Origin of the sequence: Intrasporangium sp., from assembly GCF_035688975.1 — a bacterium.
GTDB lineage: Bacteria > Actinomycetota > Actinomycetes > Actinomycetales > Dermatophilaceae > CALMNV01.
In genome coordinates, this window is sequence record NZ_DASSMH010000109.1 from 1 (window position 1) to 24,467 (window position 24,467).

Sequence of the window (24,467 nt, forward strand, 5' to 3'; positions counted from 1 at the left end):
TGGCCCGGGCCCGGTCGGCGACCGACCGTCGAGGGGTCAGGACAGCTTGCAGGCCGGGTTGACCGTGGGGGCGGTCGTGGAGCCGTCGGACTCACTGATCACCTTGAACGCGAGCGCGCCGTTCTGCTTGACGACCTGGCCCACGTAGGACGGTCGGATGAGCTGGTGGTCACCCGCACGCATCGTCACCTTGCCGACGATGCTGTCGAACGACAGGTCGTTGAGGGCGTCGCGCACCTTGGCTGGGTCCGTGCTGCCGGCCTTCGCGATGCCTGCGAAGAGCGTCTGCGCGGAGAGGTAGTTGTCCGCGACGACGTAGTAGGGCTTGGTGCCGTTGTGCTTGGCCGCCCATCCCTCGACGAACTTCTTGTTGAGCGGGTTGTCGCTGTTCACGTCGTAGCCGACGTTGTTGTAGAAGCCCACCACCTTGTCGCCGAGCGCCTTGAAGAGCGGCTCGGAGACCATGTTGAAGCCGACGACCGTCTTGAACTTCTCGGTCAGCTTGAACTGGGCAGCCTGGTTGACGAAGGCGACGCCGTCCGCGCCGTACTCGACGGCGAAGAGGGCGTCGGCATCGCTCTCCTTGAGCTTGGTGATGTAGGTGCCGAACTCGCTCGTGTTGAGGGGGGCGTACTGCTCCAGGACGACCTGCTTGCCGGCCTTGGCTGCTGCAGCCTTGAAGACCTCGGCGGAGGTGTGGCCGGTCGAGTAGTCGACGGCCTGGATGGCCCACTTGGTGCCGGGCAGGTCCTTGAGCGCGGCAGCCAGCGCGTTCATGTCCATCGACGTCGACTGGACGACGCGGAAGGCGTTCGCCTTGCAGTCCTTGCCGGTCAGGGCGTCGTCCTTGCCGAGGCCGTTGAACTCCAGTGCACCGAGCCCGGCGAGCTGCGCGTCGAGGGCGCCGTGCTCGGTCGAGGTCATGACCGCGCCGATGAAGCTCGCACCCTTCTGCGTGACGGCCTCGCGGGCCGCCCGAAGGGTCGTGGCCGGGGTCGCGTCGGTGTTCGACTTGATGAGCTCGACCTTGTGACCCGCGACGCCCCCCGCGGCGTTGGCCTCGTCGGCGGCATACTGCCACGCCTCCGCGGCGTCGGAGCCGAACTGGGCGAGCGCTCCGCTCGACGGCGGGATGAGTGCGACCTTGATCGTGCCACCGTCGGCACCCCCGGTCGTCCCGGGCGCGGTGCCGCCACCAGGTGTGCCGCACGCGGCCACGAGGCCTCCCACGACCAGCGCCGAGAGCGCCGGGAAGATCTTCTTCGTCACGTCATAACCCCCAGGGGATCGTGGAGCCGGCCGGCCCCGGTCGAGCGCACGGATCGCTGTGGTGCGCCCCTTCCATAATGGTCTGATCATTCGACCTACACCATCACCCAAAGGGGGGAAGTCCCATCCCCCTGGGGGGTGGGGAGCGTCTACTTTCGGCGGGTTCGACGCCCGGCGACCGCGCCCACAGGCTCGTCAGCTGCCGGCGCGACGCGCCCCGGCTCGACGACGTGCTCGGCCCGGGGGCGGGCCGGCCGCTCGGCGCTCACGACGAGCACCACGGCAGCGATGACGACCCCTCCACCGAGGAGCAGCGTGGAGGTGACCGGCTCGCCGAGGACGAGCCACCCGAGGAGCACGGCCACGACGGGGTTGACGTAGGTGTGCGTCGCGATGAGCGAGATCGGCGCATGCTGGAGCAGCCAGGCGTAGGCAGTGAAGCCGACGAGGGAGCCGACGACGACGAGGTAGCCGAGGGCTCCCCACGCACGCGGGCCGATGTCGGCGCTGAACCGCTCGCCGGACAGCAACGCCGCGAGGAAGAGGGCGACGCCCGCCGCGAGCAGCTGGTACGTGGAGCTGACGAAGACATCCCTGGGCAGCCAGATCCGCGGCTGGACCCAGGACCCGAAGGACCACGACAGGCTCGAGACCAGGATGACCCCGACCCCGGCGAGCGGCAGGGCTCCCGCACTGCTCCCCTGGCGAAGGACGAGGATGGCGAGGCCGCCCAGACCCACGCCGGCTCCCAGCAGGCTGAGCAGCGGGGGCCGGTCACCCGAGAGCGTCCGGAAGAGGGCGATCCACAACGGCACCATGGCGATGAGCAGCGCTGCCACCCCTGACGGGACGCCCTTGAGCTGGCCGACCGAGGTCATGCCGTTGCCGATCGCCAGCAGCGTGACGCCCATGAAGGCCATCCCGGCGAGCTCATGCAGGGTGACGCGCAGGCGGCGGACCCCACTGCGTACCGCGAGGAAGCCCGCCATGAGCGCGCCCGCCAGGAGGAACCGGACGCCCATCGAGGCGAGGGCCGGAGCCTCGTCGATGACAAGGCGGATGGCGAGGTACACCGAACCCCAGACGAGGTAGACGAGGCCGAGCGCGAACCACACCCGCGCGCGGCCGGCCTGCCCGGCGGCCATCAGGCGAACTTCGGCGGACGCTTCTGCAGGAAGGCCGCGATCCCCTCCTTGGCCTCGCCGCCCTCGAAGAGGGCCTGCTCCTGCGCGACCTCGAACGCAAAGCCCGCCGAGGCCGGGAGGCCGAAGGCCGCGTCGACGGTGCGGACAACCGCTTGCAGCGCAGGCAGGGACATCGCAAGCAGCTCGTCGGCGAGTCCGAGCGCCGCCTCGAGCGCGGTGCCAGCGGGGACCAGCCGGTCGATGAGGCCCATCGTCAGCGCCTCCTCGGCGCAGACCTGACGAGCGGTGAGCATGATGTCGAGAGCGCGGCCCCGACCGACCAGGCGAGGAAGGCGCTGCGTGCCCCCGGCCCCCGGGATGAGGCCCAGCCTGACCTCCGGCAGCCCGAGCCTGGCCTCCGCGCCGGCCACCCGCAGGTGGCAGGCCATGGCCAGCTCGAGCCCACCACCGAGGGCGAGGCCGTCCACGGCCGCCAGCGTGATCCACGTGTCGGCTGCCAGCCGATCCAGTGCTGCCCGCAGTGCCTCGCCGTATGCCGTGAACGACTCGGCGTCGACAGAGGACATGTGCTTGATGTCCGCGCCGGCCGCGAAGAACCCGGGGATGCCCGAGCCCACCACGATGACCTTGATGTCGCCGCGCCGCTCCGCCTCGTCGAGAGCAGCCTGGAGGCCCGCGATGATCGGCAGGCCGAGCGCGTTGGCTTGCGGGCGCTGGAGCGTGACGACCATGACGCCGTCCTTGACGACGCGCCAGGCGACGGCGGGGGTTGCGGGTTCAGGCATGTGATCGTCCTCGCTCGCTGAAGTTTGATCACACTATATGAATTGTTGGACCGATACGGAAGGCGCCGAAGGCATTCGTCACGGGCGTCGGGGGAACTTCTCGAACTCCGGGCGCCGCTTCTGCTTGTAGGCCTCCCGGCCCTCCTTCGCCTCGTCTGTGGCGTAGAAGAGGAGGTTGGCGTCGTGGGCCAGCTGCTGGATTCCCGAAAGGCCGTCCTCCGCGGCGTTGAAGCTCGCCTTCATGAGGCGCAGCGCGAACGGCGAGAGGGCCAGCATCTCTCGGCACCACGCCACGGTCTCCGCCTCGAGGTCCGCGAGCGGCACGACGGTGTTGACCAGTCCCATGTCGAGGGCCTGGTGGGCGTCGTACTGCCTGCAGAGGAACCAGATCTCCTTGGCCTTCTTGACCCCGACGAGCTCGGCCAGCAGGCCTGCCCCGAAACCGCCGTCGAACGAGCCGACCTTCGGTCCCACCTGGCCGAAGCGCGCGTTGTCGGCCGCGATGGTCAGGTCGCAGACCAGGTGGAGGATGTGGCCACCGCCGATCGCGTAGCCGGCCACCATGGCGACGACCGGCTTGGGCAGGCGGCGGATCTGGACCTGAAGGTCGGTGACGTGGAAGCGACCGACGCTGCCGGCCTTCCCCGGCTCCGTGAGGTAGCCGGTGTCGCCGCGGACGTTCTGGTCGCCACCAGAACAGAACGCGCGACCGCCTTCACCCGTGAGGATGATCGTGCCGACCGAGCCGTCCTCGCGCGCATGGACCAGCGCGTCGGACATCTCGACCAGCGTCTGCGGTCGGAACGCGTTGTGCACGTGCGGGCGGTTGATCGTGATCTTGGCGATGCCGTCCCCGCTGTGCTCGTATCGGATGTCCTCGTAGTCCGTCACCGTCGACCAGGTCACCGGGGCCGCGCTGTCCGTGCTCGTCATGGCCGTAGCGTACCGACCACGGCCCAACGCCCACCGACAGCCGGCGGCCCCGCGGGTGGCGGTCAGGCCATCGTCAGGCCGCCGCTGACGGACAGCGTCTGGCCGGTGATGTAGCTCGTCGCGTCGGACGCGAAGAAGGCCACAGCGGCCCCGACGTCGCTCGGCTGGCCGAGACGCTTCATCGGGACTGCGCGGGCCATGCCGCCGATCACCTTGTCGGCCTCCTCACCCGAGGCGTCGGCGAATGAGCGCAGCGCCGGGGTGTCGGTCGGTCCGGGGCAGACGGTGTTGACGGTGACTCCCTTCGTCGCGACCTCGCGGGCGAGCGTCTTGGTGAACGCGATGGTCCCACCCTTGGCGCCGGAGTACACGGCCTCGAGGGAGGACCCGACGCGTCCGGCGTCAGAGCCGATGTTGATGACGCGGCCCCAGCCACGCTCGATCATGCCGGGCACGACCGCCTTGGTGACGCGCAGCCCACCCTTGAAGTTGATCTCGAGGATGCGGTCCCAGAACTCCTCGGTCGTCTTGAGGAAGGGCATGAAGTCGTCCCAGCCGGCGTTGTTCACCGCGACCTCGATCGGTCCGAGCCGGTCGGTGACCGCCTGCACGGCGGCCGTCACCGACTCGGTGCTCGTGACGTCGACCTCGACGCCGATGGCCTCGCCGCCGGCGGCGCTGATCTCCGCAGCGGTCTTCTCTGCGGCCTCGAGGTTGAGGTCGGCCACGGCGACGCGGAAGCCGGCAGCGCCGAGCGCCTCCGAGATCCCCCTGCCGATGCCCTGGGCGCCGCCCGTCACGAATGCGACTCGATTGCTCATGTGTCCGTTCTCTCTCCCTGGTGTGGTGTGTCGGCCGCGTCCCTCGACCCGGGGTTTCAGCCGGCGGCCGGCGTCCAGTCGATCGGGCCCGCGATGATGGAGTGGCTGGTGAGCTTGCGCCCGAGGACCTGCTGGGCCTCGCGCGCCGCCTCGATGACCTGGCCGAGATCGATTCCGGTCTCGACGCCCATCTCGTGGAACATGCTCACGAGGTCCTCGGTCGCGATGTTCCCGGTCGAGCCCGCCGGCACCGGGCAGCCCCCGAGCTCGCCGAAGCTCGCCTCGAAGCTCGCGCATCCGGCCTGCAGGGCGGCATACGCGTTGGCCAGACCCTGTCCTCGGGTGTTGTGGAAGTGGGCCGTGACCTCGATGCCGGGCAGGCGCTCGATCGCCGCGGCGAAGAACTCGCCCGCGTATGCCGGGTTGCACATGCCCGTCGTGTCCCCGAAGCCGACCTCGTTCGCACCCGCCTCGGCAAATTGCTCGGCGAGGTCGAGCACCCGCGCCATCTGAACCTTGCCCTCGTAGGGGCACCCGAACGAGGTCGCGATGACGCCCGAGCACCCGAGACCCTCGGCGGCGATCCGACGCGCCATCACCGCGTTGTCGGCCATCGTCTCTGAGACGGTCCGGTTGACGTTCTTCTGGTTGTGGGTCTCGGACGCGCTCGCGAAGATGACGACCTCGTGGAACGTGTCGCGCAGGGCGAGGGCGTTGTCGAGGCCTCGGCTGTTGGGCACGAGAACCATGAGCTTGACGTCGTCGGGGACCTCGATGCGCCTCAGCACCTCGGCCCCGTCCGCGAGCTGGGGGATGACATCGGGTCGGACGAAGCTCGCGACCTCGATCCGCTTGAGCCCTGCCCGGCCGAGCGAGTTGATCAGGCGCACCTTGTCGTCGGTGGGGATGCTCTCGGGCTCGTTCTGGAAGCCGTCTCTGGGTCCCACCTCGCGGATCTGCACTGACTGCGGCGTCGCCATCGCGTCTCTCCTTCCTCTTCGCGCCGTCAGGGCGCGAGCTCCGTTGGCATGAAAGCCTTCTCGAGCTCCTCACGGTGCTCGGGCGCCGCGACCGCGATGAGGCGCCGCGCCCGCTCGGCCAGCCCGACACCGCGCAGCTCGGCGGCGCCGTGCTCGGTCACGACGTGGTCGACATCGGCTCGGGCCGTCGTGACGGCGCCGAAGTCGAGCGCCACCTTGATCGTCGAGACGCCCTTGACCGTCGACCTCAGCGCGATGATCGAGCGAGCGCCGGTGCGGGAGGCAGCCCGGGAGAAGTCCACCTGGCCGCCGACGGCCCCGACGTACGTGTCACCCGCGACCTCGGCGCCGACCTGACCGGTCAGGTCCACCTCGATGGCGGAGTTGATCGACACGAGCGATGTCAGCTGCGACAGGACCGCAGGCGAGTGCGTGTAGCTGGCGGGACGGAACAGGGCGGGCAGGTCTGCAACCCGCTCGTACAGTGCGGTGCTGCCGAGCGCGGCACCGGTGACGAGCACGCCCGGGTCGATCTGCTTGCGCGCGCCGGTCAGGACCCCCTTGTCCACCAGCCGCAGGACGGCGTCGGACATCAGGCCGGAGTGCAGCCCGAGATCCGTGTGGCCGGAGAGCGCCTCGAGCACGGCAGACGGCAGGGTGCCGACCCCGATCTGGATCGTGTCGCCGTCGTCGACCAGACCGGCGACGTGGCGGGCAATGGCCGCCTCGACGGCGTCACCCGGACGCTCCGGCGCCTCGAGCAGCGGCCGGTCCGTCTCGACGACCGCAGCGAAGCGGGACAGCGGGATCCGTGCGGATCCGCGCGTGGGCGGCATACGATGGTTGATCTCCGCGATGAGCACGGGGGTGTGCTCTATAGCGTCCGCGATGTAGTCCACCCCCACCCCGAGCGAGACGAGTCCGTCCGCATCCGGTGGCGAGACCTGCACGAGACCGACGTCCGACGGGAGCCGGCCCTCGGCGAACAACCGAGGCAGTGCCCCGTAGTGGCACGGCACGACGTCGAGGCGGCCCGCGCGGGCCAGGGTGCGCAGCTCTCCCAGGCCGCCGTACGAGACGACGGAGACCTCAGGCGGAAGGTCGCGGGTGAGCCGCCGGTCCCAGGTCAGGCCGACGAAGGCCCGCACCGGCCCGATGTCGCGGACCTGGTCGAGCAGGGCATGGACGAGCGGCGTCGGCTCCGCGCTCGTCTGGCTCCACCAGATCCCGGCACCGGGCGAGACGTGCCGGCTCAGATCGATCATCAGTCGACCCGCTGGACGAGGGTGGCGGTCCCGAGCCCGCCGCCGCAGCACATGGTGACCAGCCCGATCTCGGCGTCGCGCCGCTCGAGCTCCGCGACCAGCGTGGCGATGAGACGGCCGCCGGTGGCGCCGACCGGGTGCCCCAGGGCGATCGCGCCGCCGTTGACGTTCACGCGGTCCATGTCCGGCTTGAGCTCCTTCTCCCAGGCGAGCACGACGGAGCTGAACGCCTCGTTGATCTCGACGAGGTCGATGTCGCCCATCGTCATCCCGTTGCGCTCCAGGAGCCTGCGCGTGGCCGGGATAGGGCCGGTTAGCATGATGATCGGGTCGACGCCCACCGTGGTCTGGTCGAGGATCCGGGCCCGGACCCGGAGCCCGTGCTCCTGCGCCGCCTCGCGCGAGGCGAGCAGGACGCCGGAGGCGCCGTCACAGATCGGCGACGAGGAGCCGGCGGTGACCCGGCCGTCCTTGCGGAAGACCGCCCCCAGCCCGGCAAGCGTCTCGCGGCTCGTGCCCGGCCGCACCGTCTGGTCTCCGCGACGGAGCTGACCATCGAGCTGCCAGGGGACCATCTCGGCCTCGAGACGGCCCGCCTCGATCGCCTGGGCCGCAAGGCGGTGCGAGCGGACCGCGAAGTCGTCCATCTCCCCGCGGTTGATCCCCCACCGGTCGGCGACGAGCTCTGCGCTCTCGCCCTGGCCCACGAAGGCGTACCGGTCCCGCAGCTCCTGGGGCCACGGCTCCCCGTAGAGCTCCGAGATCCTGGACGGGGAGTCCATCGGGACGTGGAGCATGTGCTCGACTCCACCGGCGATGACGAGGTCGTGCGTGCCGCTGCCGACGAGGGCCGCACCCATCGCGACCGCCGTCTGGGCGGAGCCGCAGCGGCGGTCCAGGGTCACGGCCGGCACCTCCGGCGGGTAGCCCGCCTGCAGCCAGGCGTTGCGGCCGACGTTGCGCGACTGCTCGCCGAAAGGGGCCGTGCACCCGATGACGAGGTCCTCGACGAGGGCCGGTTGCAGGCCGGACCGGCGAAGCAGCTCGGTGTAGACCGAGCCGAGGATCGCGTTGGGGTGAATGTCGCGATACCAGCCGCGCTCGGGGTGCGACCTGCCCATCGGGGTGCGCACCGCCTCGGCGATGAGGACCTCGCGAGAGCTCGCGAGGAAGGGGCTCGTGGTCTGTCGCGCCATCACATCACCGTCCCACCGTCGACGGGCAGGACCTGGCCCGTGATGTATGAGGCGCCGTCGGAGGCGAAGAAGACGAAGCTGGCCGAGATCTCGTCCGGTTCGGCCCAGCGGCCGAGGGGGATGCGCGCCAGGGTCATGGCGGACAGCTTCTCGTCGTCGCGGATCTTCTGAGTCATCGGCGTGGCGGCGAGGGGGGCAACGGCGTTGACCTTGATCTGTCGCTTCGCGAGCTCCCTGGCGAGCGACTTCGTCAGGCCGATGATGCCCGCCTTAGCCGCGCCGTAGTTCGCCTGGCCGATCGTGCCGACGAGACCGGCGGCCGAGGTCACGTTGATGATCCGGCCGGTGCCGTCGTCCGGCAGGAACGGCAGCACCGCCTTGCTGCAGACGAAGCTGCCGACGAGGTGGATGTCGACGATCCGGCGGAAGTCCTCCTCGGACAAGTTGGCGAACATCGCCGGTGCGATGGCACCCGCGTTGTTGACGAGGATGTTGAGCGTCCCACCACCGAGCGCGGCCGCCCGCTCGGCCGCGGCGAGGGCCTGACCCGAGTCACGCACGTCGAGGGCGAACGACTGGGCCGTTCCGCCCGCGGCCCGGATCTGGCCGGCGACCTGCTCCGCGGCCTCGCCGTTGACGTCGGTGACAAGGACGGCGGCGCCGGCCCTGGCGTACGCCTCGGCCACCGACGCCCCGATACCGCTGCCGGCGCCGGTGACGAGGGCCGTGCGTCCCGTAAGCCCGAACATCAGTAGCTCCGCGGGAGGCCGAGCACGTGCTCGCCGAGGTAGTTGAGGACCATCTCCTGGCTGATGGGGGCGATCCGGGTGAGGCGCGCCTCGCGGAAGTAGCGGGAGACGTGGTACTCCTCCGAGTAGCCCATGCCGCCGTGCGTCTGCAGCGCCCGGTCGGCCGCGTCGAAGCCGGCGTCGGCGCAGAGGTACTTGGCCATGTTGGCCTCCCGGGCGCAGGGGCGCCCGTTGTCGTAGAGCCAGGTCGCCTTGCGCAGGACGAGCTCGGCGGCATCCAGGCGCGCGAGCGAGTCGGCGAGAGGGAACTGGATCCCCTGGTTCTTGCCGATGGGGCGGCCGAACACCTCTCGCTCGTTGCCGTACTGGACAGCACGTCGCAGGGCGGCCCGGCCGATGCCGAGCGCCTCCGCGGCGACGAGCATCCGCTCCGGGTTGAGCCCGTCGAGGATGTACCTGAAGCCCCGGCCCTCCTCGCCGACGCGGTCCTCGACCGGGATGTGCAGGTCGTCGATGAACAGCTCGTTGGAGGTGACGGCGTTGCGGCCCATCTTCTTGATCGGCCGGACGTCGATCCTTGACCGGTCGAGGTCGGTGAGGAAGAGCGTCATACCGTCGGTCTTCTTGGTGACGTCCTCGGCTTTGGTCGTGCGCGTCAGGAGCAGCACCTTCTCGGACTCGACGGCCTTGGAGATCCAGACCTTGCGGCCGTTGACGACGTAGTGGTCGCCGTCCCTCCGGGCGAAGGTCGTGATCTTCGTCGTGTCGAGCCCCGCACCGGGCTCGGTCACCCCGAAGCAGACGTGGAGGTCTCCACTCACGATCCGAGGCAGCGTGCGCGCCTTGAGCTCGTCGGAGCCGTGCACGATGACCGGGTGCATACCGAAGATCGACAGGTGCATCGAGCTGGCACCGTTCATCCCCGCACCGGAAGCTGCGACCTCCTCGAGGAGGATCGACGCCTCGGTGATGCCCATCCCGTGGCCGCCGTACTCCTCGGGGGTCGTGATCCCCAGCCAACCGCCCCTCGCGAACTCGTCGTAGAACTCCGTGGGGAACTCGTGGGCGGCGTCCTTGTCCATCCAGTACTGGTCGTCGAAGCGGCCCGCCAGCTCACGAACCGCCTTGCGAATGGTCTGCTGGTCCTCGGTCAGATCAAAGTCCACGACGCGCGCCTTCCGTGTTTTGGATCAATCCTAGTAAAGGACTGACCAAACGGCAAGCGCATTCTCAGCCCGTCGGCAGGAGCTCGAGCGCGGTCGCGATGCGCTCGTTCCAGTCGGACGGGCGGCCCCAGAGCCGCTCGTCGAGCCGGGCCCGCTTGTAGAGCAGGTGGAGGTCGTGCTCCCAGGTGTATCCGATGGCCCCGTGCATGGTGAGGGCAGCGTCGCCGACGCTCACGCCCGACGAGGTGACCTGCGCCTTGGCGATGGCCGCGTGCGTCGCGCTGTCGTGCTGGGCAGCCTCGACGGAGGCCGCGGCGTAGTAGACGATCGAGCGGGCCGCCTCGACCGAGACGAGGATCGACGCGGCCGCGTGCTTGACCGCCTGGAACGAGCCGATGGGGACGCCGAACTGGTGGCGCTGGAGGCTGTAGTCGACCGCCAGGTCGAGCATCCGCTGCATGGCGCCGAGCGCATCTGCGCTGACCAGCACCGCGCCGCGCAGGGCTGCCTCGCCGAGCACGACCTCGGCCTCGACGTCCAGGGGCCTGCCGCTCACGCCGTCGAGGACGACATCGGCGGCCGACCGGCTCCGGTCGAGCAGCGAGCGGCGGGTGATGGTGACCCCGGCGTCGGCAGCGTCGACGAGTCGCAGCTCGCGGCCACGGGGCGCCCGCACCGGCACGACGAGCCGCGCCGCCCGGTCGGCACCGAGAACCAGCGGCACCGAGCCGTGCAGCCGTCCCTGCCCGTCCTCACTCACTCCGTCGGCGCAGTCCACCGGGCGACCACCATCGACCACCAGGGCCGCGAACCCCCCACCGCCCAGCGCGTCCAGGGCAACATCGTCAGGGAGCGCCGGAAGCGCGGTCATGGTGGCGAGCCAGGCCGAGCTCGGCGCCGCCCGGCGGGCCAGCTCCTCGGCCGTCAGGGCGAGCTCGAGCAGCCCCCCACCCTGACCGCCGCGCTCCTCCGCGGCGCCCACGGCGAGCCAGCCGTCACGCGCGAGGCGCTCCTCGAAGGCGCTGGGATCGGAGGAGTCCATCCAGCGCCGGACGCGATCGCTCGGGGCGACCTTCTCCAGCCAGCCGCGGAGCGACTCCTGGAACAGCTCCTGCTCTTCGGCAAGCTCCCAGCGCACGGCGCACTCCTCACGAGCCCGCGACGGGGCTAGTCTGGCCTCTCTGTCATGTCGGACTCAAGAATGGTAACTTAGGTCAGACCGTTAGACCAGAATAGATTGGGTCACCGATGAGTAGTGCCGCAGGGACAGCGTCGCAGAACGGGCGGTCCTCGATCCAGCTCGCGCCGATGGAGGTGCCCAAGGCCTCCGATGTGCTCGCCAACGGGCTGCGCGAGCGGATCCTGAGCGGTGAGTTCGTCGAGGGCACGCCCCTGCCGCCGGAGCGAGAGCTCGTGACGCAGACCCGGATGAGCCGCACCACGGTCCGCGAGGCCCTGCGCATCCTCGAGGTCCAGGGGCTCGTCCGGATCAAGGCCGGGCGCGCAGGAGGCGCCTTCGTCCAGCGGCCGGGCCAGGACGTCATGGCCCGGAGCGTCGGCCTGCTCATCCGGGGGCGCCAGATCCGCATCGCGGCGCTGCTCGAGACACGCGAGGCGATCGAGCCCTACTGCGCGAGCCTGGCTGCACGCAACCGGACCGACGAGGACCTCGAGCGGCTCGAGTCCGCCAACGAGGCGATCGTGAGTTCCGGTGAAGACCTCGGGGCGTTCCTCAAGGCCAATATCGACTGGCACGTCGCCGTCGCGGCCGCGGGCCACAACGAGCTGCTCAGCGGGTTCATGATGGCGATCTCCAAGGCGATCTACACGCAGACCCACAACGAGGGGTTCGTCGACGCTCACGTGAGGGCCACCGCAGCCCGAGCCCACCGGACCATCACCAATGCCATCCGCGACCGCGACCCCGACGCCGCGGTCCGCCGGATGACGCGCCATGTGCACTCCTACGCCAAGGCCGCACTCGCCGCCGACAAGCGCACCGACATCGCGGTGCCCGACGAGGACTGACTCCGCGCCCGATCGTCCACCGGTCAGCTCGGATGCCGGGAGCTGCCGCGTGGCGTGCGGGCGGGTCAGGAGCGACCCACCACGGCGCGGATCTCGTCGATGGCCTCGGGATTCTCGGCGCCCGAGAGGTCACCAGGGTCGGTGCCCAGGGCCGCTGCGCGGATGGCGCGCCGGAGGATCTTGGCCGAGCGCGTCTTCGGCAGGCGCTCGACCCGGTGGACGACGCTGGGCGCGAACGGCTTGCCGAGCTCGTCCGCGACCCTCTGCCTGAGCTGGTCCGAGACGTCCTCGGTCGCGTCAGGGCGCGGCACCCAGAAGGCCCACACGGCCTCCCCCTTCTTGGCATCGGGCACACCGACGGCGGCGGCCTCGGCAACGGCCGGGTGTGCTGCCATGACCGCCTCGACCTCGGCGGGCGCCAGTCGCTTGCCCGCGACGTTCATGACATCGTCGGACCGGCCACGGATGAACCACTGGCCATCGCCGTCGACCACGGCGTAGTCGCCGTGCCGCCACAGGCCGGGGAAGGTCGACCAGTAGGACTCGAGGTAGCGCTCCGGGTCCTTCCAGACGCCACGGGTCATCGACGGCCACGGCTGCCGGCAGACGAGCTCGCCGACCTGGCCGCGGATGGGGCGCCCGGCGTCGTCGACCACATCGACGTCCATGCCCAGCGAGGGCCCCCCGAGCGAGCACGACCGGATCGGCTCGACGGGATAGGGCGCGAGGAAGGAGCCACCGACCTCGGTGCCGCCCGAGAAGTTGATGACGGGCACTCGACCGCCGAAGAGGTCCTTCGCCAGCCACTCGTAGGAGTCCGGGTCCCACGGCTCGCCGGTCGACCCGAGGACGTGCACCGAGGACAGGTCGACGTCGCTCAGACGGTTCTCGGTGAGGCGCAGGGTGCGGATCAGGGTGGGCGAGACTCCGAGCATCGTGACGCGATGCTTCTCGACGAGACTCCAGAGCCGGCCGAGGTCAGGCACATCGGGGGAGCCTTCGTAGAGCAGCAGCGTCGCGCCGTTCGCGTGACTGCCGATGATCGAGAGCGGCCCCATGATCCAGCCCATGTCGGTCACCCAGCAGAAGACGCCGCCCGGAGCGACGTCGAAGGAGTAGGCAACCTCGCTCGCCGTCTTGACGAGGAAGCCAGCGTGGGTGTGGACGGCCCCCTTGGGGCGACCGGTGGTGCCGGAGGTGTAGGCGAGCAGGAGCGGGTCGTTCGAACCGAGCACCTCGACGTCGCCCGGGTCCCCCTCGAGGGAGACGAGGTCCGCCCACGCCGTCTCACCCTCGCTCAACCGGGGTGCGCTGCCCAGGTTGTCGACGACGATGACGCGCTCGACGGTAGGACACGACTCGAGCGCCTCATCGAGGAGCGGCTTCATCGCCACCTGCTTGCGCCGCCGCACCGTGCCGTCGGCGACGACGACCGCCTTGACGTCGGCGTCCTGGATCCGCGACGCGATGGCCGTCGGGGCGAAGCCGGAGAACAGCGGGACCAGGACCGCACCCAGCCGCGCCACCGCATAGAGTGAGACGACCGCCTCCGCGACCATGGGCAGGAACAGGGCGACAGCGTCGCCCTTGCCGATGCCCAGTCGACGCAGACCCGCGGCGGCCCGCTCCACCTGCTCCGTCAGCTCACGGTAGGTCAGGGAACGGGTCGTGCCATCCTCGGTTTCGTGGACGACGGCGAGCCGCTCGGCGGCGTCGGGGTCGTCCCGCCAGCGCTCGAGGCAGGCATCGACGACGTTGAGCCGACCCCCGATGAACCAGTCAGGGTGCTCGATGCCCTTCGACACGTCGAGCACCTGCGTGTAGGGCTGGCGGAACGGAAGGCCGAGGTCGCGCACGACCGCGTCCCAGTACCAGCGGACGTCGGCGACGGAGCGCGCCCGTAGCTCCGGCAGGCCGGAGAGGCCGTGCGCCCTCGCGAGCCTGGTGACGTTCGCGTTGTCGACGTAGTCGGCGGACGGATGCCAGGTGTAGTCCGACACGGTCGGCTCCTCTCAGCTGCGCGGCATACCGAGGATGCGCTCGGCGACGATGTTTCGCTGGATGAACGTCGAGCCACCGGCGATCGCGCTGCCGCGCGACTGGTAGGCGAGCCGCAGCCAGCGGGCCGCGTCCTGGCGTTCGTCGTCCAGGCCCAGCTGGCCGCCGAGCGGCTCGAGCGACAGCCGGAAGTCGGCGAGATCATCGACGAGCGGGGTGAAGTACAGCTTGCCCAGGGACGCGACGGGCCCCGGGGGGGCCCCGGCGGTCGCCTGCGTCACGACGCGCTGGCCGATCAGGTAGTGCACGAACGCCCGTCCGTAGAGGTCGGCCACCTTCTGTCGGATCGACTGCGAGGCCCCGAGGGACGCGCCGCTCTCGTCGACACGGCTCCGGATGTCCTCGACGATGTCCTCCACGGCACGCTGCGTGTTGACCCGACCGGTCGCGATGGCGACGCGCTCGTACGACAGCGTCGCCATGGCGACCTCCCAGCCCCCGTCGACCTCCCCGACGAGGAGGTCATCGGGGACGAAGACGTCGTCGAGGAACACCTCGTTGAACTCCGTCTCACCCAGCATGTGCGCGAGCGGGCGCACCGTCACCCCCGGCGAATCCATCGGCAGGAGGAAGAAGGTGATTCCCTTGTGGCGTGGACCGCCGCCCGATCTGGCGAGCAGCATGGCGTACGACGCCAGCTGGGCCCGGCTCGTCCAGATCTTCTGGCCGTTGATCTTCCAGCCGCCCTCGACCTTGGTAGCCTTCGTGCGCAGCGAGGCAAGGTCGGAGCCCGCCTCTGGCTCCGAGAAGAGCTGGCACCAGATCTCGTCGCCGCGCAGGATGGGCGGAAGGAACCGCTCCTTCTGCTGCTCGGTGCCGTAGTGGATGATCGTGGGGCCGGCGAGGTTCTCACCGAGGATGTTGAGGGGCTCGGGCGCGTCGGCCCGGTCCAGCTCCTCGTTGAAGATGGCGCGCCTCGCGGGGTCGGCTCCCTGGCCGCCGTACTCGACGGGCCAGGACAGGCCCGCGTAGCCGGCGTCGAAGACGAGCTTCTGCCAGTGCCGCCAGAACGGGGCCCGCTCCACGAGCTCGACGGGCTGGGGCCAGGGCAGCGTGGGCAGCGCCGACGAGAGCCACTCGCGCACCTCCGCACGGAACTGCGCCTCTTCCGGGGAGTCGGTGAGATCCATCAGCACCCTTCCTCATCTAGCCAGTAGGCCCAATGATACTATAGGTCTGACCGATAGTGACAGGAGCGACGCCATGGGCGCGACCCACCAGCAGAGGGTCCAGCGAGATCTCGTCGGCACCGTCATCGACGAGGTCTCTTTCGAGGTGGAGCGCGGCAAGATCCGTGAGTTCGCGCGTGCGACCTTCACCACGGACCCGGTCCACACCGACCGCGCCGCCGCCGCCGCAACCGGCGCGAAGGATGTCCTGGCCACGGCCACGCACGTCGTCGTCGCCGGCCACCATCGCGACCAACGCGCGTTCGTCGACCGGCTCGGCCTCGCCCTCGAACGCGTCGTCGTCGGCGGCGTCAGGTGGACCTACGCCCGGGCGCTCGAGGCGGGCGACTCCCTGCACGGCGTGCGCCGGGTCACCGGCGACGTCGAGCGCGAGAGCTCCCGGGGTGGACGGATGCGCGTCATCACCTTGGAGACGGAGTACGTCGACGCTGCCGGCAGACCTTCCGTCCACGTCGAGGAGACGATCATCGAGCGAGGAGCGTCCGGATGAGGCCACCGGTCCCCGTCGCCGTCGGCGACGGGGCCCCCGAGCGCACGCTGGGGCCGATCACCCAGACCGACATCGTCCGCTTCGCCGGAGCGGGAGGCGACTTCAACCCGCTGCACCACGACGTCGAGTTCGCCCACCGTGCCGGCTTCCCGCGGCCCATCGCCATGGGACAGTTCCAGGCGGGCCTGCTCGCAGGCTGGGCCTCGGACTGGCTCGGCGTGGAGCACCTCCGGAGCATCGAGGTCCGCTTCGTCGCCCCGCTCGCCGTCGGCGACAGCATCACGTTGAGCGGCAGCGTCACGGCGCTCGAGCAGACCGAGGGCGGCGCGATCGCGACGGTCGAGCTGCGCGCCACGAACGAGGGCGTCATCGTTGCGACGGGCACGGTCCAGGCACGGGTCAGCACCTCCTGAGCACCCTCGCGCCGGGCCCTCACCCGGCATACGGAGCCCTCACCCGGCATACGGACGATGCCTCTCGGCGGACAGGCATCGTCCGGGCGGGACCCTCGCTCAGGCGACCGACGCGCTCAGCTTCTCGGCGATCATCCGGCGCAGGACGTGCTTCTGGATCTTGCCCGTCGCGGTCGTCGGCAGCTCGTCGACGATCTCAAGGCGCTCCGGCAGCTTCACCTTGGCGATGCCCTGGTCGAGCAGGTAGGCCGTGAGATCCTCGAGCGTGATGCCTTCGTTGCCGGCGGTCGGGACGAGGTAGCAGCAGGCCCTCTCGCCCAGGCGCTCGTCGGGCATGCCCACCACAGCGACCCGGCTCACCGCTGGGTGGGCGGTCAGCAGGTCCTCGACCTGGCGCACGGAGATGTTGAGGCCACCGCGGATGACGATGTCCTTCGTCCGCCCGGTCACCCGGACGTAGCCGTCCTCGTCCATGACACCGAGGTCGCCGGAACGGGAATGGCCGTCCGGGGTGAACAGCTCGGCCGTCTCGACCGGCTTCCCGACGTACTCGAGCATGTGCATCGCGCCCCTGTACGCGATGTCGCCCTCCTGGCCGCGAGGCACCTCGTTGCCTTCCGCGTCGACGATCCTGACCGACTGGAGCGGCAGGGCCTTGCCGTCAGAGGTGAGCGAGCGGCGCGGCTCGTCGTCGGGTCGGCACATCGTCGTCGTGATGTTCTCGGTGCGGCCATAGAGGCTGAGCACCTTCATGGCCGGGATCATTGTGGCCGCACGCTCGATGACGCTCGCCGGGATGGGGGCGCCGGCGGCCACCCAGACCCGCATGCTGCTTGCGTCATGCACCTCGGGGTCGTAGACGTCGAGCGCCATCTGGAGGAACGTCGTGGCGTTCACGGTGATCGTGCAACGGTGTTCCTTGATCTGCTCGAGCCCGAGCCTTGGCTCCCAGGACTGCATGATGTGCGACCGGGAGCCGCGGATCAGCGGCACGATGATGCTCGTGACGAGACCGGTCGTGTGCGTCACCGGGGACGGCCCGAACTGCACGTCGTCGGGCGTGACCCCCCAGGCGTCACCGAGGATGCGTGCACCACAGCCCATGGTGTTGAAGGTGTGGAGGCAGCCCTTGGGAAACGACGTCGTGCCACTGCTGTAGACGACGACGAAGGGCTCGTCGGGACCAACTCGCTCGCCGATCTCGGCGGCTGCTGCTTGCCTGTCGGTATCCACGACGAGTGACTCGAAGTCGATGGCGCCCTGGCTCGCCGCACCGGATCCGCGCACCACGACGACGTCCTCGAGGGCGGGCAGCTCGGAACGGATGTCGGCGTACAGCTTGGGATAGTCGAACGCGTTGAACGACTCTGCCGTGAAGGCGAGACGCGCGCCAGCGTTGCCGGAGATGTAGGCGACCTCGTCACGGCGGTAGATCGGCATGATCGGGACCATGATGGCGCCGATCCGGGAGAGGGCCAAGGTGATGACCGCGAACTCGGTCCAGTTGGGCAGCTGGACGGTGACCCGGTCCCCCGCCCGAAGGCCCCAGCGGTGCAGGCCGACTGCGAGACGGAGGCCGCGGTCGCGCAGCTGTCGGAAGGTGAGCGCCCTCGTGTCGTCCGTGAGGAACACCCGGTCCGGCTGCGCCTCCACCTGTCGCTCGAGCACCTCGAAAAGGGTCTCGTTGCGCCACTGGCCCGTCTCGTAGAACGTCGCGATCTCGTCGGCGGAGTAGCGGTCAGTGACCTTCGCGAACATCATGGGGCGGCCGTCCCTTTCGACACCTGAGCACACCTCTATCGGCTCAAACATAGAATGGTTGGACCGAAGGGTCAAGATGTCCTCGCCGTCACCGCATCCGCCACTCCGGCAGCCGCTTCTCTCGGAAGGCCGCCACCCCCTCTTTGATGTCCTCGGTGGTGAAGGCAAGGGCGAGCCGTGCCTGCAGGGCGGACAGCGCGTCGGCCAGGGCGAGATCCCGGGTTGCGTTGATGGCGTCCTTGCCGAGTCGCATGAGCAGCGGTGACTTCGCGGCGAGTCGTTGCGCCCAGTCGCGCACGGTCTCGTCGAAGTCCTCCGCGGGCACGACCCGGTTGACGATGCCGAGATCGAGGGCCTCGGCCGCGCTGACGGGCTCGCCGAGCATCATCAGCTCGTTCGCCTTCATCCGGCCGATGTTGCGGTAGATGAGGGCGGAGATCATGAAGGGGAAGACGCCGACGTTGATCTCGGGACAGCCGAAGTGGACCGAGCTCTTGGCGATGACGAGGTCGCAGGCGAGCGCGAGACCGAAGGCCCCAGCGAGCACGTCACCGTTGGCGGCGCAGAGCACGGGCTTGCCGAGGTCGCCGATGAGCTGGTAGAGCCGGGGGAAGCGGTGCAGGCCGGCATACTTGGTGATCGTCGGGGTGTCGCCTGCGAACGCCTTGAGGTCGCCGCCGGCCGAGAAGATCCGGTCGTGCGACGAGGTGAGCACCACGACGCGCACAGCGGCGTCGGCCCGGGCCTCGAGGAACGCCTCGATGAGGTCGTCGAGCAGCTCGTCGCTCAGGGCGTTGCGGGTCTCGGGGTGGTCGAGGGTGATGGTCGCGACTGCGTCGGAGACCTCGTAGCGCACCTTCTTCGTCACGTGCCTTCCCTTTCCATTGGGTTCAGGACTGGGTGAGAACGACCTTGCCGAAGCCCCTGCCCTGCTCCAGGAATCGGTGGGCGTCCGCAGCGCCGTCGAGCGAGAAGGTCGCACTGATCGGAAGCGGTCGCACGTCGTGCGTGTCGAGGAGCCTGAGGAGAGCGGCGAAGTCACGCGGGCTGCCCATGGTCGTGCCGATGAGCTCGTACTGGCCGAAGTAGAAGGCCCGCGGCTCCAGGACCACCGAGTCGGCACGGGAGGCGCCGAGGACGACGAGCCGGCCTCCGGGCTTCAGGCATCGGAGCGAGCCCTGCCAGGACCCGACAGGGTCGAGGACGACGTCGAACCCGGCTTCGCCGGGCGAGAGCGCCCTGGCCTGGTCGGGCCAGTCGTCGTCGGTGTAGAGCACCCCATCCGCGGCGCCGAGGGCCTTCGCCTGGGTGATCTTGTCGGGCGACGACGATGTCACGACGACGCGGGCGCCGATGCCGGACGCGAGGGAGACGGCCATCGTGGCCACCCCTCCTCCCGACCCGAGGACGAGCAGGCTCTCCCCCCGCTGCAGGCGGCCTCTGGGAAGGAGGGCTCGGTAGGTCGTGACGCCCACCAGGGGGAGGGCTGCCGCCTGCTCCCAGCTCAGTCCGGTGGGCTTGGGCGCGACGCAGCCGGTCGGGACCTGAACGAGCTCTGCATACGTCCCCCAGCGGCGGTCACCGAGGATCTCGAAGTCGGCGCCGGGGGCGGACTCGCCATGCCCCCACCACAGGGAGGGCAAGATCACGACCTCCTCGCCGGTGTCGGTGCGAACGCCAGCCCCATCGGCTCCGAGGACGTGCGGCAGCGGCGAACCGTAGCGACCTTCGCGGACCAGCACGTCGTGCCAGTTCAGGGAGCTGGCCCGCAAGCCGACCGTCACCCATCCCGGCCGTGGCGCCGGCTCGCGCACCGACTCCGCGCGGAGCACCTCGGCGGCGCCGAACTCCCTCATGACCACGGCCTGCATCGACCCTCCCTGCGGTCTGACCATTCGACATTATCGAGGGTCCGGCCATCCGGCAACCCAGGTCAGGCCTCGCCGGCCTCGAGCGTCAGCCGGAGGTAGTGCGCGATCGCCTCTGCGCGGTTCTCGGCGCGCAGCTTGCGCAGGATGTGTTTCATGTGCGTCTTGACCGTGTCGCTCGAGATCACGAGCCGCTCCGCGATCCGGTCGTTCGTCGCGCCCGTCGCCACGAGGGCGAGCACCTCGAGCTCGCGCTTGGTGAGCAGGCTCTCGAGCCGCCCACGAGCCGAGTCCTGCGTCGATCGTCGCGCAGGGCCGGTGCTGAGGGCGCTGGAGTGGTCGTGCATGGCTAGCTCGATCTCGGCAGAGGCAAGCTCGTCGAGCATGGTGGAGACGGTCTGGAGGGTGACCCGCACCTGGTCGCGCTGTTCCCGGAGCCGGCGAAGCAGCACGGCGCGCTCGAAGATGCCGTCGAAGGCCCGGGCGAAGGCCGCCAGCACGTCGCGATCGAGCGGCGTCACCGCGAGGTCTCGGTAGTCGGCATGCAGGAAGCCGACGACGCGGCCCTCGGGCATGAGGGGCGCCGCGACATAGGACCTGTGGCCCGAGGCTTCGCGAAGGACTGGGCTCACCCTCGGGTCGGTCGCCGCATCCTCGACGATGGCCACCTCGCGCCGGCGCACCATCTCCGACTCGAGGAGCAGGTGGTCGAGAGGGATCTCGGGAACCGCAGCCATCCAGTCCCGGAACTGCAGCTCGGCGTCCTGTCGCTGCGCGGCGTAGCTCTTCCATGGCCGCCACATGGACCCCTTGACCCTGGAGAGCATGACCCGATCGAACCCACAGCACTCCACCACCGCTTGGCACACCGTGCCCAGCAGCAGGTCAGCGTCGTGCACGGCGCGCAGCCGGGCCAAGCCGTTCTCGAGCTGCTCGAGCCGTCGGAGCCGTTCGTGGACGATGAAGTCTCGGATCTCGAAGCGCATGGTCTGCACGTCGGTCAGCGCCGTACTGACACCATGGAGTGGCGCCAGCGAGAGCTGCACATCCGCCGCGAGCAGGCGGTCGCGCAGCTGACCGCTGCGAATGGCGAGGTGGCCGTCGAGGGCGCGAAGGCTGTCCAGCCCCTCGGACTCGGGCGCGAGGTCGGACTCCGCAAGCTCGTCCGTCATCCGAAGCAGCTCGAGCGCGCGACGTCGCAGCTCAGCCTGGCGCCTCGTCCCCTCTCGCGGATCTGGCCCCCGAGGCGTCGCGCGGGCGTCGACGCTCATCGGCGCGGCCCTCGACGCATGCCCATCCGAGCATCATAAGGGGCGTCCACGCACCGGCTGATGCCCCTGACAGCGACGCGCAGCGGCCGGTGGTCAGTCCTTCGAGAAGCGGAACATCGCACTCGCGATGCGTCGCTTCTGCAGCTCGTCGGTGCCCTCGCTGATGCGGTAGCGGCGGTGGTGCCGATAGATGTGCTCGAACTGGTTCGCCCGCGTGTAGCCCATCCCGCCATGGATCTGCATTGCCCGGTCGGCCGCGTTGCAGGCGAGCTGGTTGCTGCGGAAGTTGACCATGGCGACCTTGTCGCTCACGCCGGTCGTGCCCCACACGTCCATCATCCATGCCGTCTTGTAGATCGTGTTGCGGACCAGCTCGGCCTCTGTCTGCAGCTCGACGAGCTGCCACTGGATCCCTTGGTGCTCGTGCAGCGGCTTGCCGAAGACCACGCGCTCCTGCGCGTAGCTGACCGACTGGTTGATGCAGTACTGGGCCGCGCCGAGGGACGCGGCCGCCTGCCGGATGCGGTTCTCATGGACGAAGAGCTGCGCGCAGTCAAGGCCTTTGCCCACCTCACCGATGACGGCGCTCGCCGGGACGCGGACGTCGCGCAGGTGGACCTCGGAGTGGTCGCTCGGCATGTTGAAGGTCCAGTGGTTGAACGGAATCGAGAAACCCGGCGTGGGGATGGGCACGAGGAAGGCGGTGATCCCGTCTGCCTTGCCGTCCTGGCCGCCCGTCCGGGCAAAGACGATGTCGTAGTCGGAGCAGTCGACGAGGGAGTTGAAGCGCTTCTCCCCGTTGATGATCCAGTCGTCGCCGTGCCGGCGAGCCGTCGTCTCGAGCCAGGTCGCGTCGGACCCGTGGTTGGGCTCGGTGAGACCGAAGGCGATCTCGATGTCACCGCGGATGAGCGGCTCGATGAGCTCCTGCTGCGCCGGGGTGCCGTACTCGTCGAGGACGAGCGCGATGGGCAGGTTGGCGACGACAGAGGCCTCGTCGGAGTGCGGGAAGTGCAGCCCCGAGCCCTTCGTCAGCAGGTGCTCGCGGATGTGGGCCATCGCGACGTTCGTGCCGTCCTGCCCGCCGAGGGCGGACGGCAGCGGATACCGGAAGAAGCCCGCGGCGTCCGCGCGGCGGCGCATCTCCTGGAGCAGCTCGCGCCACGCCTTCGCCGGGAAGCCGTCCCGCTCCCAGTCCGTCCGGGAGTACTCACGACGGTGGTCGAAGAAGTGGGGGTGGTCGGCCTCGAGGGGCTTGATCTGCTGCTCGATGAAGTCGTCGAGGTGCTTGACGAAGTTGGTGACGTCCTGGGGAATCGACCAGTCCATGGTGTTGCCCTGTCTGTGCGTGCTGCCCTGTCTGCGTGCTCGCTGCTGTGCCTGCCGGTTGCGTCTGTCCGCACGGTAGGCCTGGTCGAACCTCCTCGGCGTGAGCCCCTCCCTGGGGACTGTCGATTGCTCCACCGCCAGCAGCATCGGCGGAGACCCCCGCCGGGACCCACGTGATGTCATCGACTCATGCTGACGCTCAATGGCATCTCGGAGCTCAAGGAACGGGTGGGCCGGCCGCTTGGCACGAGCGACTGGCACCACATCACCCAGGAGCACATCACCGCCTTCGCCAACGCCACGGACGACTTCGAGCAGATCCACCTGGACGACGCCCGCGGCAAGGAGGCGGGGCTGGGCGGCACGATCGCGCACGGTCTCTACACGCTGTCGCTCGGACCGAAGTTCCTCTACGAGATCTACTCGCTGACCGGGCCGTCGCTGGCCCTCAACTACGGCTTCGAGAAGGTGCGCTTCCTCAGCCCGGTGACGGTGAACTCCAGGGTCCGCATGACGGCGACCATGAGGGCGGTCGAGCGGATCCCGGGGGGTCACCGCGTCACCATCACTCAGACGTTCGAGATCGAGGGCCGGGAGAAGCCCGCCGCCGTAGCGGAGTCAGTCGTGGCCTACTTCGATTGAGCCAGGGCACGAGAAATCGACCGAGCGCCGGCGAGGGAGGATCGCGGCACCGATCCGGCTCACGCGAACAACGATCCCCACCCACCGAGGAGCAGACCCATGAAGGCCATCGTCGTCTCCCAGCTGACCGGACCGGACGCGGCAGTCCTCACCGACATTCCTGAGCCGCAGGGCGCCCACCCGCGCGCAGACGGCGACCGCCTGCTCGTGGAGGTCCACGCGGCCGGTCTGTCGTTCATCGACCCCCTGCAGACCCGCGGCCGATACCAGAACGGCGTTCCCACGCCCTACGTCGCGGGCAGCGAGATCGCCGGCGTCGTCCTCGAGGCGCCGGAGGGGTCCCGCTTCGAGCCCGGCGACCGCGTCGGAGGGATCATCTGGCACGGAGGTCTCGCGGAGCGCGCCCTCGCGCTGCCCGAATACACGGTCAAGCTCCCGGACTCGATGTCGTTCGCCGAGGGCGCCTCGCTCTACATGAACTACGCGACGTCGTGGTACGCCCTGCACCGTGCGGCCGTCCAGCCCGGCGAGTGGGTCCTGGTCCAGGGTGCCGCCGGAGGCGTCGGCACGGCAGCCCTCGACCTCGCGAAGACGTTTGGTGCCAAGACGATTGCCGTGGTGTCGAGCGACGCGAAGGAGGCCGCGGCCCGCGCCTGCGGAGCCCGGGAGGTGGTCCGCTCCGGTGGCCCCTGGCTCGAGGAGGTGCGCGCCCTGACGGACGGCCGCGGCGTGCACGTCGTGATCGACCCGGTCGGCGGGGACCGGTTCACCGACTCGCTGCGGTCGATGCGTCAGGGCGGCCGGCTCGTCGTCGTCGGCTTCGCCGGTGGGGAGATCCCCACCGTCAAGGTCAACCGGCTCCTCCACCGCAACCTCACCGTCACGGGGATCACGATGGACAACATGGAGACCGAGCAGCCGGGCACCCTCCGGATGGTCCGCGACGCGGTCGAGTCACTCGCCGCCGAGGGGGCACTCCGACCCCTCGTCGGGGCCACCTTCCCGCTCGAGGAGTCAGCGGCCGCGCTGCGCTCGCTGGAGGAGCGCGCCGCGGTCGGCAAGGTCGTCGTCGAGGTCATGCCGGAGCGGCGGGGCTGAGCCCCAGAGG

The 24,467-nt window shown here is 69.8% G+C and carries 23 protein-coding genes; 5 read left to right on the forward strand and 18 right to left on the reverse strand.

Annotated features, from left to right (window positions below; translation table 11 throughout):
• Positions 1-36: 36 nt before the first annotated feature.
• From VFJ94_RS11290 to VFJ94_RS11340, 11 genes are all read right to left on the reverse strand, one after another.
• The gene (locus tag VFJ94_RS11290; protein WP_325004306.1) at positions 37-1,269 is read right to left on the reverse strand and encodes an ABC transporter substrate-binding protein; all 1,233 of its coding nucleotides are present in this window, start codon (positions 1,267-1,269) and stop codon (positions 37-39) included.
• Between the two features lie 149 nt (positions 1,270-1,418).
• The gene (locus VFJ94_RS11295) at positions 1,419-2,414 is read right to left on the reverse strand and encodes an EamA family transporter (protein ID WP_325004307.1); all 996 of its coding nucleotides are present in this window, start codon (positions 2,412-2,414) and stop codon (positions 1,419-1,421) included.
• A complete protein-coding gene (locus tag VFJ94_RS11300; RefSeq protein ID WP_325004308.1) occupies positions 2,414-3,199 on the reverse strand; it encodes an enoyl-CoA hydratase-related protein in 786 nt (261 codons plus the stop codon). The genes VFJ94_RS11295 and VFJ94_RS11300 overlap by 1 nt, the downstream gene beginning before the upstream one ends.
• Positions 3,200-3,277: 78 nt before the next feature.
• Complete coding sequence (menB, locus tag VFJ94_RS11305) at positions 3,278-4,132, reverse strand: 1,4-dihydroxy-2-naphthoyl-CoA synthase (protein WP_325004309.1); 855 nt, start codon at positions 4,130-4,132, stop codon at positions 3,278-3,280.
• A 62-nt stretch (positions 4,133-4,194) separates the two neighbouring features.
• The gene (locus tag VFJ94_RS11310) at positions 4,195-4,953 is read right to left on the reverse strand and encodes a 3-oxoacyl-ACP reductase family protein (protein ID WP_325004310.1); all 759 of its coding nucleotides are present in this window, start codon (positions 4,951-4,953) and stop codon (positions 4,195-4,197) included.
• A 56-nt stretch (positions 4,954-5,009) separates the two neighbouring features.
• The gene (locus VFJ94_RS11315) at positions 5,010-5,933 is read right to left on the reverse strand and encodes a hydroxymethylglutaryl-CoA lyase (protein WP_325004311.1); all 924 of its coding nucleotides are present in this window, start codon (positions 5,931-5,933) and stop codon (positions 5,010-5,012) included.
• Between the two features lie 26 nt (positions 5,934-5,959).
• Entirely contained in the window at positions 5,960-7,198 is a 1,239-nt protein-coding gene (locus VFJ94_RS11320; protein ID WP_325004312.1) for an acetyl-CoA hydrolase/transferase family protein, read from the reverse strand.
• Positions 7,198-8,394 (reverse strand): thiolase family protein, encoded by a 1,197-nt coding sequence (locus VFJ94_RS11325; protein ID WP_325004313.1) that lies wholly within the window; start codon positions 8,392-8,394, stop codon positions 7,198-7,200. The genes VFJ94_RS11320 and VFJ94_RS11325 overlap by 1 nt, the downstream gene beginning before the upstream one ends.
• A complete protein-coding gene (locus VFJ94_RS11330; protein WP_325004314.1) occupies positions 8,394-9,143 on the reverse strand; it encodes an SDR family NAD(P)-dependent oxidoreductase in 750 nt (249 codons plus the stop codon). The genes VFJ94_RS11325 and VFJ94_RS11330 overlap by 1 nt, the downstream gene beginning before the upstream one ends.
• On the reverse strand, positions 9,143-10,309 hold the full coding sequence (locus VFJ94_RS11335) for an acyl-CoA dehydrogenase family protein (RefSeq protein WP_325004315.1): 1,167 nt from the start codon (positions 10,307-10,309) through the stop codon (positions 9,143-9,145). The genes VFJ94_RS11330 and VFJ94_RS11335 overlap by 1 nt, the downstream gene beginning before the upstream one ends.
• Positions 10,310-10,373: 64 nt before the next feature.
• A complete protein-coding gene (locus VFJ94_RS11340; RefSeq protein WP_325004316.1) occupies positions 10,374-11,447 on the reverse strand; it encodes an acyl-CoA dehydrogenase in 1,074 nt (357 codons plus the stop codon).
• A 110-nt stretch (positions 11,448-11,557) separates the two neighbouring features.
• On the opposite strand from VFJ94_RS11340, the gene VFJ94_RS11345 reads away from it, so the two are divergent.
• The gene (locus tag VFJ94_RS11345; RefSeq protein ID WP_325004317.1) at positions 11,558-12,337 is read left to right on the forward strand and encodes a FadR/GntR family transcriptional regulator; all 780 of its coding nucleotides are present in this window, start codon (positions 11,558-11,560) and stop codon (positions 12,335-12,337) included.
• Between the two features lie 65 nt (positions 12,338-12,402).
• Here VFJ94_RS11345 and VFJ94_RS11350 read toward each other — a convergent pair whose 3' ends face one another.
• Positions 12,403-14,337: an AMP-binding protein gene (locus VFJ94_RS11350; RefSeq protein WP_325004318.1), complete on the reverse strand. Its 1,935-nt coding sequence runs from the start codon at positions 14,335-14,337 to the stop codon at positions 12,403-12,405.
• A gap of 12 nt (positions 14,338-14,349) precedes the next feature.
• A complete protein-coding gene (locus VFJ94_RS11355; RefSeq protein ID WP_325004319.1) occupies positions 14,350-15,525 on the reverse strand; it encodes an acyl-CoA dehydrogenase family protein in 1,176 nt (391 codons plus the stop codon).
• Between the two features lie 73 nt (positions 15,526-15,598).
• Here VFJ94_RS11355 and VFJ94_RS11360 point away from each other — a divergent pair, with 73 nt between their 5' ends.
• Positions 15,599-16,075 carry an FAS1-like dehydratase domain-containing protein gene (locus VFJ94_RS11360; protein ID WP_325004320.1) on the forward strand — a complete coding sequence of 159 codons (477 nt, stop codon included), beginning with the start codon at positions 15,599-15,601 and terminating at the stop codon, positions 16,073-16,075.
• A complete protein-coding gene (locus VFJ94_RS11365; protein ID WP_325004321.1) occupies positions 16,072-16,488 on the forward strand; it encodes a MaoC family dehydratase in 417 nt (138 codons plus the stop codon). Before VFJ94_RS11360 ends, VFJ94_RS11365 begins: the two co-directional genes overlap by 4 nt.
• Before the next feature lie 99 nt (positions 16,489-16,587).
• Here the strand turns inward: VFJ94_RS11365 and VFJ94_RS11370 are convergent, their stop codons facing one another.
• The 5 genes from VFJ94_RS11370 to VFJ94_RS11390 all read right to left on the reverse strand — a co-directional run bounded on the left by VFJ94_RS11370 (position 16,588) and on the right by VFJ94_RS11390 (position 22,717).
• Positions 16,588-18,249 carry an AMP-binding protein gene (locus VFJ94_RS11370; protein ID WP_325004322.1) on the reverse strand — a complete coding sequence of 554 codons (1,662 nt, stop codon included), beginning with the start codon at positions 18,247-18,249 and terminating at the stop codon, positions 16,588-16,590.
• 88 nt (positions 18,250-18,337) lie between these two features.
• A complete protein-coding gene (locus VFJ94_RS11375) occupies positions 18,338-19,117 on the reverse strand; it encodes an enoyl-CoA hydratase/isomerase family protein (RefSeq protein WP_325004323.1) in 780 nt (259 codons plus the stop codon).
• A 22-nt stretch (positions 19,118-19,139) separates the two neighbouring features.
• Positions 19,140-20,120, reverse strand: coding sequence for a quinone oxidoreductase family protein (locus VFJ94_RS11380; RefSeq protein ID WP_325004324.1), 981 nt, complete (start codon positions 20,118-20,120; stop codon positions 19,140-19,142).
• 62 nt (positions 20,121-20,182) lie between these two features.
• Positions 20,183-21,289: a LuxR C-terminal-related transcriptional regulator gene (locus VFJ94_RS11385; RefSeq protein ID WP_325004325.1), complete on the reverse strand. Its 1,107-nt coding sequence runs from the start codon at positions 21,287-21,289 to the stop codon at positions 20,183-20,185.
• 192 nt (positions 21,290-21,481) lie between these two features.
• Positions 21,482-22,717 (reverse strand): acyl-CoA dehydrogenase family protein, encoded by a 1,236-nt coding sequence (locus VFJ94_RS11390; protein WP_325004326.1) that lies wholly within the window; start codon positions 22,715-22,717, stop codon positions 21,482-21,484.
• A gap of 189 nt (positions 22,718-22,906) precedes the next feature.
• On the opposite strand from VFJ94_RS11390, the gene VFJ94_RS11395 reads away from it, so the two are divergent.
• Positions 22,907-23,359: a MaoC family dehydratase gene (locus VFJ94_RS11395; protein ID WP_325004327.1), complete on the forward strand. Its 453-nt coding sequence runs from the start codon at positions 22,907-22,909 to the stop codon at positions 23,357-23,359.
• A gap of 99 nt (positions 23,360-23,458) precedes the next feature.
• The gene (locus tag VFJ94_RS11400) at positions 23,459-24,457 is read left to right on the forward strand and encodes an NADPH:quinone oxidoreductase family protein (RefSeq protein ID WP_325004328.1); all 999 of its coding nucleotides are present in this window, start codon (positions 23,459-23,461) and stop codon (positions 24,455-24,457) included.
• The last annotated feature ends 10 nt before the right edge of the window (positions 24,458-24,467 follow it).